Origin of the sequence: Bordetella hinzii LMG 13501, assembly GCF_001548475.1 — a bacterium.
Classification (GTDB): Bacteria; Pseudomonadota; Gammaproteobacteria; order Burkholderiales; family Burkholderiaceae_B; genus Bordetella; species Bordetella hinzii.
This window is the reverse complement of the sequence record NZ_LRUJ01000041.1, coordinates 15740-26367: the sequence shown is the minus strand read 5'-3', so window position 1 is coordinate 26367 and position 10628 is coordinate 15740. Positions and strand designations below refer to the sequence as shown.

Genomic DNA, 10628 nt, shown 5'->3' with positions numbered 1-10628 from the left:
CATGCGCGCCACCCGGAACGACCTGCCGCCCAGCATCGCCACCACGGCCGACCTGTTGCGGGCCGTCATTGCCTGCGCGGGCCGCGGTACGGTGCAGGAAGCCGGCCTCGGGGCCGTCATCGTGCGCGTGCCTTTCTACCGCGTGCGCCGCATCCGCGCCGCCCTGGGCACTCGCCTGCCCGCCACCATCCGGCTGGACGTGCGCCGCCTGACGCTGCGCCAGCACTTCACCCTGTGGGGCGCGTGCGCGCTGCCCGCCCCGAACCTTGGAGATAAACCATGAGCGCAACCCCTGAAAACGTGCTGTCGGTGGCCGAAGTGCAGGCCATCATCAAGACGGGCACCGAACGGTCGGCAACCTACGACGATTTCGTGCGGCAGGTCGAAGTCGCCGTGCTGGACAAGCTGCGGCGCCACGACATCGAAGAAACGATCGAGAAGGCGTACCTGGACTTCACCGCCATGCGCGACGGCCGCGCCGAGTTCGCGGGCGACCCCTGGCCCGAGCGCGACGCCTTCAAGGCTCACATGCGTCGCTTCGCCTACGCGCGCTACCACGAACTGATCGGCCAGGTGCTGCGCGCAACAGGGCGGGTGCAGCCATGAGCATGACGGCAGGGGCCGACCTCGGCCCGACCCGCACGCAGGTCGCCCGAATCGCCGCGGCCATTGTTCAGGAAATCGTTGAATGGACGGCGCAGACGCCGGAAGAGCGAGCGCGCCGGTGGCGGGCCGATTTCAGCGAAAGCATGGAAGCCATAGGCATCCGCGGCCACTTCGTTGACGACACCGACGAATTCATCATCACCGAAATGCCGCGCCCGGTGGAACACATCACCATATCCCAGCGCATCGCTATCGAATTCCCCGGAGACACCGAATGAGGGAACGCCCGATTCTCTTTCAGTCCGAAATGGTGCGCGCTCTCGTCGAGGGCCAGAAGACGCAAACCCGCCGCGCCATGCGCGACCAGATCGTTGCGCCCGGCATCGTGCGCATGGCTGGCCCTGGCTACTGCGAGATCGTGAACGAACACGGGGTGAGCATCCCCGGTTTCCGCTGCCCCTACGGCGCGCCCGGTGATCGCCTTTGGGTGCGCGAGACGTGGCAACACGCGAACCATCCGCTGGGGCCGTATCAGCCCGGCGTGCCTGTCTTCTATCGGGCCGACTACTTGGACGATCCGCACGGGCCTGATGGCGAGCGTTCGCCCGAGGGGAAATACCGCACATGGCGCCCGAGCATCCACATGCCGCGCGCTGCCGCTCGCATCGAGCTGGAAATCACGGGCGTGCGCGTCGAGCGTCTGCAAGAAATCAGCGTGGAAGACGCGATGGCGGAAGGTGTCGCCCTGGTGCGGCCCGACCTCGCCGGCGTCCCACCCTGCCTCGAATGGCGCTATGCCTACGAGGATTTATGGAACGAGATCAACGGCCGCGGCGCGTGGGACATGAACCCCTGGGTATGGGCCGTCGATTTTCGCGTCATCAACGCCGACGGCCAGGGCGAGGTTCGGCCATGACGGCGTGCGAGAACATGGCTTCCTTGGGGCATGGCTTCTACATCGTCCGAACGCAGGCCGGGTTCAGGAAGGCGGTGAAGCGGTTCATCGCCCAGCGGGGCCATGCCGACCTGTGCATGCGCGACGTCTGCGGATTTCCGAAGTCCTATCCGGCGCTGGTGTCGTTCGACGTCTGCTACCGGGGCTACGACTACGTCAGCGCCAACTGCCTGCCCCTGTGGAAACTGGGCGCCGTACTGGACGGCCCCGGCCCGCCCGAAGGGGCTTGTGCTGTCAGCGAAATCCGGCAGGCTTCCAGATAGAGCAAATCTATAAGGAAGCTACAGATGAAAGACGTATATACCAGTGAAGTTCCGTTTCTGGCCTGCGGGACGGCCGGCCACCTGTTCGCCGTTCGCGCCGGCGTCCCCAACGACGAAGCCTTAGCCTACGCCGCCGACTTTCTCGGTGCCGCCCGCGACCTGATGCTGGTGGCCGGGGAGGTCGACAGCGACACGGCAGCGACCGCCGCGCTTTGGCTTGTCGAGATGGCCGTGGCGGCCCTGGCCGCCGCCGGCGTGCAGGGTTCGGAGGTGCGCCGCGAGTAGCTTCCGCGAGGCCATTTAAATACCAGCAACCGGCACCGGCTGGGCCGGCTGCTGGGTAAAATATCACCCTACCAGCCTGGAGAGAAAAATATGCTCAAGAGCACGCAAATGAAAATAGCAAAAATCCTCGGAATATTCGTGTTGGCCCCGATGGTGGCGCTTGTCCTCGTTGCCCTCTTCGGCCCGGAACCCGGCCCCGAGTACCCGGAAGGTGCGACGGCGGAACAGAAAGCCCAAATTCTCAAACTGCACCAGGTGAAGAAACTTAGCCCATCCTATGTCGCGGTCGATGAGGATATGGGCGGCGAGCGGCTGGTTTTCAAGTACCAGCCGAAGGCCGTCATGACGGAATCTTCGTGGGTGGATGGGTTCTTTCATGCCGCCAAGAGAACCATGCAGAGGCTGGACGAAACCGTGCCCGCAAACGCTTATAAGACGCTGGTGTTCGACGTACAGATGCCGACGGTAGATAACATGGGGAACAGCGGTACGGCCAGGGGAATGCTCGTTTGGTTCGATTGGGGAAAGATCAAGGCCGCCAACTGGGACAACATGACCAGCTACGCGCTCGGCGACCTGATACAGGACGTCGGGTTTCAGCGTCTTGGCAAATCGGCCGCACGCGAGTTCTGCAAAGACGGCGACCACGCCCGCGCCGCCGGGAAGTTCTGCGGCGCCGCGGCCAGGTAGGCGAAGATGGCCGCCTTGCCCATTCTGCTGGCGTGCTTGGTGGTCGGCGTCACGGACGGCGATACCATCAAGGCGCGCTGCGGCGACCCTGGCGCCTATGAGCAGGTGACGGTGCGGCTGAATGCCATCGACGCGCCGGAACGCAAGCAGGCTTATGGACAGCGGTCGCGCGAGGCACTGTCCGGGCTGTGCTTCGAGCAGCAGGCCCGTCTGCGGCCGTCCGGCAAAGACCGATACGGCCGCGTCGTCGCTAACGTCGAGTGCCGGGAACAGGACGCCGGCCGCTTCATGGTCGGCGGCGGCTGGGCCTGGGTATACGACAGGTACGCCAAGGGCTACGAATACCTGTATCCAGTGCAGGCCGAAGCCCGTGCCGCGCGCCGCGGCCTGTGGGCCGACAAAGACCCGGTGCCGCCGTGGCTGTACCGCAAGGCCCGCAAGAACCCCACCGCAGGAAGCCTAGCGCCATAGTCGACAGACTGGGCAGCATCCAGATAAGGGTGCTGCCTGCATGGCCTATACCGCTCAAGACCTCGCTGCCATCGACAGCGCCATCGTCGCGCTGACCCTGGGCGAGCGTGTCACTGAAATCCGTTTCACCGATCGCCTGGTCAAATACCAGGAAGTGACGGCGGACGAACTGCGCAAGTTGCGCGCCGAGATCGTGCGCCAGCTCGGCCCGCAGCGCGTGCCGCTGTCGGGCCGCACCTGGGCCTGCACGCAGGGCGGGAAGGGCCTATGAGGCTGACCCCCCATAGCGCCCGCGCTGAACATGACAGGCCCGGACTGTTCGCGCGCCTGTTCCGGCTCCCAGGCCGCAGCCGTACCCCGCGCGCCAGCACGCACGAAGCCGCCGGCCTCGGGCGACGCCTGCGCACCTGGTTGCCCTGGGATACCTCGCCGCGCCGCGAACACCTGCGCCTGGGCCTGCTGCGGGCCCGGTCGCGCGACGCCTACCGCAACAACGCCATCGCCCGCGCCGCCATCGACCGCATGGTGGCGGACTTCATCGGCACGGGCGTGTCGGCCAAGCCGCTGGCCGATTCCGAAAGCCTGCGGATGCGCCTGATCGACGAGTGGGAAGCATGGTCGGACGTGTGCGACGCCGACGGGCAGACGGATTTCTACGGCCTGCAAACGCTGGCGATGCACGCCATGCTCGAATCGGGCGAGGTGCTGGCGCTGCTGGAAACGGACGACGCAAACGGCGTGCCGCTCAAGATTCGGCTGCTCGAATCCGACCATCTGCCGTTCAAGAACGAACGCCTGCCCAACGGCAACCGCATCGTCGACGGCATCGAACTCGATGCCCGCGGCCGCCGCGTGGCCTACTGGCTGCACCCGAACCACCCCGGCGACGCTGACATTTCCAACAACGATCCGGTGCGCGTGCCCGCGCATCGGGTGCTGCACTTGTTCGAGGCCACCCGTCCGGGTCAATTGCGCGGCGTTCCCATCCTGGCCTCGGTGCTGGTGCGCCTGAAAGACCTCGACGAGTTCGACGACGCGCAGCTTGTCCGGCAGAAGATCGCCAACCTGTTCGTCGGCTTCATCAAGCGCCCCGCGCCCGAGCCGGGCAGCGAACCCATCGGCCCGGACGGCCAGCCGCTGCCGGCCGACCCGGCCGAGCAGCCGGCGCTGTCGTTCGAGCCTGGCGTGTTGCAAGAACTCGGCGAAGGCGAGGACGTGGAGTTTTCCGAGCCGCCCGGCACGCCCGATGGCTACAAGGAATTCACGCGCGCGCAACTGCATATCGTCGCCGCCGCCCTGTCCGTCCCGTACCCCCTGCTCACCGGGGACTACACCGGCATCAATGACCGCGTCGTGCGGGTCGCCATCAACTGCTACAAGCGCCGCGCGATGGCGCTGATCCGCAACACGCTGGTGCCGAAGTTCTGCGCGCCCATCCGCGCGGCCTGGGTGGATGCCGCCATTCTTGGCGGCGTGCTGCCGACGAACAAGGCCCGGAACATGAAGCTGACGCGGTGGACGCCGCACGGCTGGGCCTACATCCAGCCGGTGCAGGACATTGAGGCGGACGTGCTGGCAATCAACAACAAGCTGAAAAGCCGCAGCGAGGCGCTACTGGAACGCGGCTACGACGCCGAACTGGTCGACCGCGAGATCGCGGCCGACAACAAGCGCGAGGCCGACCTGGGCCTGCCGCCGTCGCCCACGCCTGGCGCCCGCACCGCCCAAACCCCGCCGCAGGAAACCGTGGAGTAGGCCGCGCACCATGAGCGCAGCTTCCTCAACACCCAGGGAACCCAGTTATGAAGAAATGGTACGAGATCAAGGCGATGGCGGCCAACGGCAAGCCAGCCGCCGAAGGCGAGCCGGTCGCGCAGTACGTGATTTCGATTCACGGCGACATCGGCGACTGGGGCGTGACGGCCAGCGATTTCATCGCGGCCTTCAACGCCATCCCTGCCGACGCCAAGATCATCCTGTCGGTGCATTCCGACGGCGGCGAAGTGTTCGAGTCGTTCGCCATCTACCACGTCCTGGCCCGCGCCCGTGATCGCATCACGGCCCGCGTCGAGGGCATTGCCGCGTCGGCCGCCAGCATGGTCATCATGGCGGCGGGCACGATCGAAATGCCGGCCAACGCCTACCTGATGATCCACAACCCGTTCGTGTGGGCCGCTGGCGATTATGCCGAACTGCGCGCTACCGCCGACCTGATGGAGAAGCTGAAGGACAGCTACGTATCCATCTACGCCGAACGCTCGGGCAAGACTCCCGCCGAAATCGAGGCCATCATGGCTGCCGAAACCTGGCTGAACGGCACCGATGCCGTCGCCGCCGGCTTCGCCGACACCGTGCTGCCCGCGCTGCCGGCGATGGCCCACCTGTCCGAGCGCGCCCGCGCCCGCTTCGCCAAGGCACCGCAGGCGCTGGCCGGCGGCGACCCCGCACCGGCACCGGAACCTGCACCGACGCCAACCCCCGCACCGACTTCCGAGCCTGCGCCGAACCCCGAACCCGCCCCGAATCCCTCGCCCGACCCGGCGCCTTCGCCGCGGGCCGCCGATCCGATGCCGGCCGATGAGGTAGCCACCGCGTGCGTCGACGCCGGCATGGCGCCGCTGGCCGCCGCGCTGATCCGCGCCAAGGCTGGCCGCGAGGCCGTGGCGAAGCGTTTGGACGAGGCCCGCGAAATCACCGCCCTGGCCCAGGCTGCCGGCCGTCCTGCCGATGCCGGCGACCTGATTCTGGCAGGCGTGTCGGTGGACGTGGCCCGCGCCACGCTGACCGCCGCCCGCGCCCAGGGCGCGCCCACCATCAACCCGCACGCACCCGCAGACAACCCGCCGCGAACCCAGGACGACCCGAAGGCCGAACTGGGCAAGCGCCTCGATTTCACCACCATCTACGCCCGCCGTCAGGCGGTAGGCAAAGCCGCTTGAAAGGAGCCATGACATGAACCTCGGTATTTTCGATTCCGACAAATTCAGCCTGCAAGAACTGACCGCCGCTATCAACGAAGCGCCGGCCCTGCCGTCGCGCCTCGCCAAACTGGGCCTGTTCCAGGAAGACGGCATCACCACCACCAGCCTGGTGGTGGAAAAGGACGTGGACACGCTGACCCTCATCCCGAACCAGTCGCGCACCACGACCAGCCCCAACGCCACGGGCGGCAGCACGCGCTCGGTGGTGGTGTTCCCGACGACCCACCTGCCCACGCAAGACACCATCACGCCGGACGACGTGCAGAACCTGCGAGCCTTCGGCACGGCCTCGGACGAGGAAACCATGTTCGCCTTCGTGCAGAAGCGCTTGGCGAAGATGCGTCGGCGCCTGGATGCCACGATCGAGTACCAGCGCGTCGGCGCCATCAAGGGCACCATCGTCGATTCCGACGGCACCACCGTCATCAGCAACCTGTTCACGCAGTTCGGCCTCACGCAGCAGACCCACACCCTGACGCTGGGCACCGCCACCACCGACGTGCGCGCCGAGGTGCTGGCGGCGAAGGACAAGATGGAAAACGCGATGGGCAACGAACCGTACAGCGGCGTGCGCGTGCTGTGCGGCAAGACCTTCTTCCGCGCCCTGATCGCCCATGCGAACGTCAAGAAAGCCTACGAACTGTTCGAGTCCGGCGTGTTCCTGCGCAACGATCCGCGCTACGGCTTCGAGTTCGCCGGCTGCACCTGGGAAGAATGGCGCGGCGGCATCGGCGGCACCCCGTTCATCGCCGACGGCGAAGCCTACCTGTTCCCGGAGGGCGTCGACGAAATGTTCATCACGCGCTTCGCGCCGGCGAACTACAACGAAACGGCCAACACCATCGGCCTGCCGAACTACGCCAAGCAGGAAGCCAAGCCCCTGGGCAAGGGCATCCTGGTCGAGGCGCAATCCAACCCCATCAGCATCTGCACCCGCCCGCGCGCCGTCATCAAGCTGACCATCACCCCCTCGGGCGAATAAGGCCGGCCGATGATCGAAAAAGACCCTACGACCTGGAGCCTGGGCACCTGGGCGCTGGCGACCGGCATGGCCGCCGCCGGCGGCCTGGTGAACTGGTACACGAAAGTGAAAAGCGGACACACCCGAGCCTTCAACATCGTCGAACTGATCGGCGAGGTTTTCACTGCCGGGTTCGTGGGCGTCTCGGTCTTCATGCTGCTGTCGGCGCTGGAACAGCCCGCCGGCGTGTGTGCTGCGGCCGCCGGCATCGGCGGCCACATGGCCGCCCGGCTGCTGTTCGTGGTTGAGCGCGCCATCGAGGCGCGCATCGAACGCGCGGGCGCGCCCTGCGCCAAGGATGAAAAATGAAACTCACCCCGCACTTCACCCTCGAAGAACTGGTCGCCAGCCAGACCGCCGCCCGCCGGGGAATCGACAACACCCCAGGCCCGGACGCCCTGAAAAACCTGGGCATCCTGGCCGCCGGGCTGGAACGCGCCCGCGCGCTGCTGGGTGCGCCCATGCTTATCAGCAGCGGCTACCGCTGTCCGGCACTGAACACCGCCGTGGGTGGCGCCAGGAACTCGGCGCACAAGTCCGGCCTGGCTGCCGATTTCATCGCGCCGGGCTACGGCACGCCGATCCAGGTGTGCCGCCTGCTGGAAGCACACGCCGATGAAATCGGATTCGACCAACTGATCCAGGAAGGCACCTGGGTGCATATCGGCTTTCCGGCCCCGAACACTGCCCCGCGCCGCGAGGTGTTGACGGCGAACTTCGGCGCGGGCGGCACCACCTACTCGAAGGGGCTGTCGTAATGGACTGGAAAAGCGTTGTATCGAAAGTCGCGCCGTGGATAGGCACGGCGCTGGGCGGCCCGCTCGGCGGCATGGCCGCCTCGGCCATCGCTAGCGTGTTCGGCCTGTCGGAGAACACCGAAGACGCCATCAAGGCGGCTATCACCGGCGCCTCGCCCGAGCAGCTTCTGGAACTGAAGAAGGCCGACCAGGACTTCGCGCTGCGGATGCAGGAGCTGGGCTTCAAGAACATCGAAACCCTGGAAAAGATCGCCGCCGATGACCGCGATTCGGCCCGCAAGGCGAACGTTGCCGGTGGCGTGCATGGCTACCTGTTCGCCATGTCCGTGCTGCTGCTCATCATCACCTTGGGCAGCGAGGTCTACGTGCTGTTCGTGGGCTATCCGACTACGGTGCCGGATATTGTGGTGGGCCGCATCCTGGGCCTGCTCGACGCCATCGCCATGACCGTCATGGCCTACTGGTACGGCACCACCGCGGGCAGCTCGCGCAAGACCGACATGCTGGCCGCCTCGCCCACGTCCGGCCAGGCGAAAAAGCCCTGACGTCATGCCAGACTTCGCCGCCCTGGCCGCGCGCATGGACGCGGCCATTATCGTCCACCTGTCCGATCCCGCCACCCTGGACGGCGAGGCGGTGCGCGGCATGTTTTCGGCGCCCTGGATTCAGCCGCGCCTCGGCTCCATGCACACGGGGGTGGTTGAGCCGGTGCTGGTGGTGCGCGACGACGTGGCCGCCGAGGCCACCGAGGGCAGCATCGTCGAGGCCACCGGGCGCACCTTCGAGGTGGTGAACATCGAGCCGGACGGCACGGGCCTGACGGCGCTAGTGTTGCGCGAGGTGCAACCATGATCGACATCAATGCCAGCCTGTCGCAAGCCGATGTTGAGCGCCTGGTGGGCATGTTCGGCCTGTCCAGGGATGCCGTCCGACGTGCCGCCCGGCGCGCCGTGGCGAAGGCCGCGCGCTGGACGCAAGGCCAAGCCAGCCGTGCCATGTCGGCGGAACTCAAGATTCAGCAGCGGGTGCTACGCGCGCGCCTGCGGCTGTATCGCCGCGGCGAAGGGCTGGAGCAAAAAGTGTGGCTGGGCCTGAACGCCTTGGCCGCCGCCCGCCTGGGAACGCCGAAGCGCCGCGCAGGCGGCACGCAGGTCGGCCAGCACTTCTTCAAAGACGCTTTCCCTATCCGCCGTTATGGCGGCGGCGTGTACCGGCGCCTCGGCCCCGACCGCTTCCCCCTGGAACTGGCGAAGTTGGAAATCGACGAAGCCGGCGCCGCCGCCCTGCGCGAAGCCGCCCAGCGGGCCGACGAACGCCTGATGCAAATCATGCAACAGGAACTGCGCTACGAATTGAGCAAGGTATTCAAGGGAGGCATCCGATGACGCAACCGGAAGCCCCGCAAACCACGCTCATCGGCCTGGTGGACGCGCTGGTGGCGAAGCTACACGACAAGCTGCCCGACCTGCCTGTGGTGTCGGCCGACCGGCCACCCAAGCAGCAGCGCAGCCTGCGCGTGCCTGCGGTGTACATCGAAATCGACAGCTTCGACCCGATGGCGGAGGCGGGCGATTCGCGGCTGGAAGTCGATGCGCGCTTCCAGGCGCGATGCCTGTTCGATCCGAACCATCCGCGCGGCGAACTGATGCTGCGCGCCCTGGCCGCGCGCGTGGCCGTGGCCTTGCATGAGATTCGGCGGCCGGTGCCGGGGCACGGACACATTCGCCTGCTCAACGCAGGCGACGACGCCTTCCGGCCCGAGATCGACGGCTATCTGTGCTGGGTGGTCGAGTTCAGCATCAGCATCGCCCTGGGCGAACTGGAACCCGAGGGCGTGACGCCGACAGAAATCCACCTGGGCCAGCATCCGGCCATCGGCGAGAACCACGCCGATGACTACGAACGGATCGCATGAGCGACCTAGCCGACCTGGAACGCCGCTTGGCCGACCTGGAGCGCCGGCTGTCGAACATCGTGCGCGTCGGTCAGGTGGTCGAGGCCGACTACGCTGCGGGCAAGGTGCGCGTGGAATGCGACGACTTCACGACGGACTGGATACCCTGGAAGACCCGCCGCGCCGGCGGCGACGTGGATTGGTGGGCGCCGGAGGTCGGCGAGCAGGTCGAGGTGATTTCGCCCTCGGGCCTCACCGAAGGGGCATACGCCGACACGGCGTTGTACTCCGACCAGCATCCCGAACCCGAGAACAGCCCCGACAGGCACACCGTTCGTTATCGGAATGGCGACTTCATCACGCACGACCGCAGCGACGGATCGTTGCGCATCAAGCTGGCCGGCGCGGTCAATGTCGAGGCCGGCGGGCCTGCGATGGTCAAGACGCCCAGCGCCACGGTCGACGCGCCGGAGACGCGCTTCACCGGCAACGCCACCATCGACAAGATGCTGACCGTGAAAGGCGGCATGGCTGTCTCGGGCGGCAGCGGTGGCGCCACCATGCAGATCGACGGCGACCTGAACATGAAGGGTAAGGTGAGCGTCGAAGGCGACGTGAGCGCCACCGGCACCATCATGGACGGCGGCGGCAACAGCAACCACCACACGCACTAACCCCGCCGCAGGAAGTCTAGGCGCTCGAAA

19 protein-coding genes are annotated in these 10628 nt (G+C 66.7%); all 19 read left to right on the top strand.

The window, feature by feature from the left end; all coding sequences use genetic code 11:
• Position 1: 1 nt before the first annotated feature.
• Positions 2–283, top strand: coding sequence for a hypothetical protein (locus tag AXA74_RS20430; RefSeq protein WP_060833289.1), 282 nt, complete (start codon positions 2–4; stop codon positions 281–283).
• A complete protein-coding gene (locus AXA74_RS20425) occupies positions 280–606 on the top strand; it encodes a hypothetical protein (protein WP_060833288.1) in 327 nt (108 codons plus the stop codon). The genes AXA74_RS20430 and AXA74_RS20425 overlap by 4 nt, the downstream gene beginning before the upstream one ends.
• Positions 603–884, top strand: coding sequence for a hypothetical protein (locus AXA74_RS20420; RefSeq protein WP_126623557.1), 282 nt, complete (start codon positions 603–605; stop codon positions 882–884). Before AXA74_RS20425 ends, AXA74_RS20420 begins: the two co-directional genes overlap by 4 nt.
• The gene (locus AXA74_RS20415) at positions 881–1522 is read left to right on the top strand and encodes an ASCH domain-containing protein (protein ID WP_060833286.1); all 642 of its coding nucleotides are present in this window, start codon (positions 881–883) and stop codon (positions 1520–1522) included. The genes AXA74_RS20420 and AXA74_RS20415 overlap by 4 nt, the downstream gene beginning before the upstream one ends.
• Before the next feature lie 74 nt (positions 1523–1596).
• Entirely contained in the window at positions 1597–1824 is a 228-nt protein-coding gene (locus tag AXA74_RS20410; RefSeq protein WP_126623556.1) for a hypothetical protein, read from the top strand.
• Between the two features lie 24 nt (positions 1825–1848).
• Positions 1849–2109 carry a DUF3077 domain-containing protein gene (locus AXA74_RS20405; RefSeq protein WP_060833284.1) on the top strand — a complete coding sequence of 87 codons (261 nt, stop codon included), beginning with the start codon at positions 1849–1851 and terminating at the stop codon, positions 2107–2109.
• A 90-nt stretch (positions 2110–2199) separates the two neighbouring features.
• Positions 2200–2799, top strand: coding sequence for a hypothetical protein (locus AXA74_RS20400; RefSeq protein ID WP_060833283.1), 600 nt, complete (start codon positions 2200–2202; stop codon positions 2797–2799).
• Positions 2800–2805: 6 nt separating this feature from the next.
• Positions 2806–3270, top strand: coding sequence for a thermonuclease family protein (locus AXA74_RS20395; protein WP_060833282.1), 465 nt, complete (start codon positions 2806–2808; stop codon positions 3268–3270).
• A gap of 40 nt (positions 3271–3310) precedes the next feature.
• The gene (locus AXA74_RS20390; RefSeq protein ID WP_060833281.1) at positions 3311–3541 is read left to right on the top strand and encodes a hypothetical protein; all 231 of its coding nucleotides are present in this window, start codon (positions 3311–3313) and stop codon (positions 3539–3541) included.
• Positions 3538–5025 (top strand): phage portal protein, encoded by a 1488-nt coding sequence (locus AXA74_RS20385; protein ID WP_060833280.1) that lies wholly within the window; start codon positions 3538–3540, stop codon positions 5023–5025. Before AXA74_RS20390 ends, AXA74_RS20385 begins: the two co-directional genes overlap by 4 nt.
• Before the next feature lie 47 nt (positions 5026–5072).
• Positions 5073–6209 (top strand): head maturation protease, ClpP-related, encoded by a 1137-nt coding sequence (locus AXA74_RS20380; protein ID WP_060833279.1) that lies wholly within the window; start codon positions 5073–5075, stop codon positions 6207–6209.
• Positions 6210–6222: 13 nt separating this feature from the next.
• Positions 6223–7233: a major capsid protein gene (locus tag AXA74_RS20375; RefSeq protein ID WP_060833278.1), complete on the top strand. Its 1011-nt coding sequence runs from the start codon at positions 6223–6225 to the stop codon at positions 7231–7233.
• Between the two features lie 9 nt (positions 7234–7242).
• Positions 7243–7581: a phage holin family protein gene (locus AXA74_RS20370; protein ID WP_060833277.1), complete on the top strand. Its 339-nt coding sequence runs from the start codon at positions 7243–7245 to the stop codon at positions 7579–7581.
• Positions 7578–8030 (top strand): D-Ala-D-Ala carboxypeptidase family metallohydrolase, encoded by a 453-nt coding sequence (locus AXA74_RS20365; RefSeq protein ID WP_060833276.1) that lies wholly within the window; start codon positions 7578–7580, stop codon positions 8028–8030. The genes AXA74_RS20370 and AXA74_RS20365 overlap by 4 nt, the downstream gene beginning before the upstream one ends.
• On the top strand, positions 8030–8575 hold the full coding sequence (locus AXA74_RS20360) for a hypothetical protein (protein WP_060833275.1): 546 nt from the start codon (positions 8030–8032) through the stop codon (positions 8573–8575). The genes AXA74_RS20365 and AXA74_RS20360 overlap by 1 nt, the downstream gene beginning before the upstream one ends.
• 4 nt (positions 8576–8579) lie before the next feature.
• Positions 8580–8882 carry a head-tail joining protein gene (locus AXA74_RS20355; protein ID WP_060833274.1) on the top strand — a complete coding sequence of 101 codons (303 nt, stop codon included), beginning with the start codon at positions 8580–8582 and terminating at the stop codon, positions 8880–8882.
• The gene (locus tag AXA74_RS20350; RefSeq protein ID WP_060833273.1) at positions 8879–9415 is read left to right on the top strand and encodes a phage tail protein; all 537 of its coding nucleotides are present in this window, start codon (positions 8879–8881) and stop codon (positions 9413–9415) included. Before AXA74_RS20355 ends, AXA74_RS20350 begins: the two co-directional genes overlap by 4 nt.
• Complete coding sequence (locus tag AXA74_RS20345) at positions 9412–9945, top strand: hypothetical protein (protein WP_060833272.1); 534 nt, start codon at positions 9412–9414, stop codon at positions 9943–9945. Before AXA74_RS20350 ends, AXA74_RS20345 begins: the two co-directional genes overlap by 4 nt.
• Positions 9942–10598 carry a phage baseplate assembly protein V gene (locus AXA74_RS20340; protein ID WP_060833271.1) on the top strand — a complete coding sequence of 219 codons (657 nt, stop codon included), beginning with the start codon at positions 9942–9944 and terminating at the stop codon, positions 10596–10598. The genes AXA74_RS20345 and AXA74_RS20340 overlap by 4 nt, the downstream gene beginning before the upstream one ends.
• Positions 10599–10628 lie beyond the last annotated feature (30 nt).

What these genes read in the sequence shown, in the direction of transcription:
- AXA74_RS20380 (WP_060833279.1), top strand. Translation starts at nt 5,073, where the DNA reads ATGAAGAAATGGTACGAGATCAAGGCGATGGCGGCCAACGGCAAGCCA.
- AXA74_RS20420 (WP_126623557.1), top strand. Translation starts at nt 603, where the DNA reads ATGAGCATGACGGCAGGGGCCGACCTCGGCCCGACCCGCACGCAGGTC.
- AXA74_RS20415 (WP_060833286.1), top strand. Translation starts at nt 881, where the DNA reads ATGAGGGAACGCCCGATTCTCTTTCAGTCCGAAATGGTGCGCGCTCTC.
- AXA74_RS20400 (WP_060833283.1), top strand. Translation starts at nt 2,200, where the DNA reads ATGCTCAAGAGCACGCAAATGAAAATAGCAAAAATCCTCGGAATATTC.
- AXA74_RS20390 (WP_060833281.1), top strand. Translation starts at nt 3,311, where the DNA reads ATGGCCTATACCGCTCAAGACCTCGCTGCCATCGACAGCGCCATCGTC.
- AXA74_RS20345 (WP_060833272.1), top strand. Translation starts at nt 9,412, where the DNA reads ATGACGCAACCGGAAGCCCCGCAAACCACGCTCATCGGCCTGGTGGAC.
- AXA74_RS20395 (WP_060833282.1), top strand. Translation starts at nt 2,806, where the DNA reads ATGGCCGCCTTGCCCATTCTGCTGGCGTGCTTGGTGGTCGGCGTCACG.
- AXA74_RS20340 (WP_060833271.1), top strand. Translation starts at nt 9,942, where the DNA reads ATGAGCGACCTAGCCGACCTGGAACGCCGCTTGGCCGACCTGGAGCGC.
- AXA74_RS20355 (WP_060833274.1), top strand. Translation starts at nt 8,580, where the DNA reads ATGCCAGACTTCGCCGCCCTGGCCGCGCGCATGGACGCGGCCATTATC.
- AXA74_RS20375 (WP_060833278.1), top strand. Translation starts at nt 6,223, where the DNA reads ATGAACCTCGGTATTTTCGATTCCGACAAATTCAGCCTGCAAGAACTG.
- AXA74_RS20430 (WP_060833289.1), top strand. Translation starts at nt 2, where the DNA reads ATGCGCGCCACCCGGAACGACCTGCCGCCCAGCATCGCCACCACGGCC.
- AXA74_RS20370 (WP_060833277.1), top strand. Translation starts at nt 7,243, where the DNA reads ATGATCGAAAAAGACCCTACGACCTGGAGCCTGGGCACCTGGGCGCTG.
- AXA74_RS20360 (WP_060833275.1), top strand. Translation starts at nt 8,030, where the DNA reads ATGGACTGGAAAAGCGTTGTATCGAAAGTCGCGCCGTGGATAGGCACG.
- AXA74_RS20350 (WP_060833273.1), top strand. Translation starts at nt 8,879, where the DNA reads ATGATCGACATCAATGCCAGCCTGTCGCAAGCCGATGTTGAGCGCCTG.
- AXA74_RS20365 (WP_060833276.1), top strand. Translation starts at nt 7,578, where the DNA reads ATGAAACTCACCCCGCACTTCACCCTCGAAGAACTGGTCGCCAGCCAG.
- AXA74_RS20385 (WP_060833280.1), top strand. Translation starts at nt 3,538, where the DNA reads ATGAGGCTGACCCCCCATAGCGCCCGCGCTGAACATGACAGGCCCGGA.
- AXA74_RS20405 (WP_060833284.1), top strand. Translation starts at nt 1,849, where the DNA reads ATGAAAGACGTATATACCAGTGAAGTTCCGTTTCTGGCCTGCGGGACG.
- AXA74_RS20425 (WP_060833288.1), top strand. Translation starts at nt 280, where the DNA reads ATGAGCGCAACCCCTGAAAACGTGCTGTCGGTGGCCGAAGTGCAGGCC.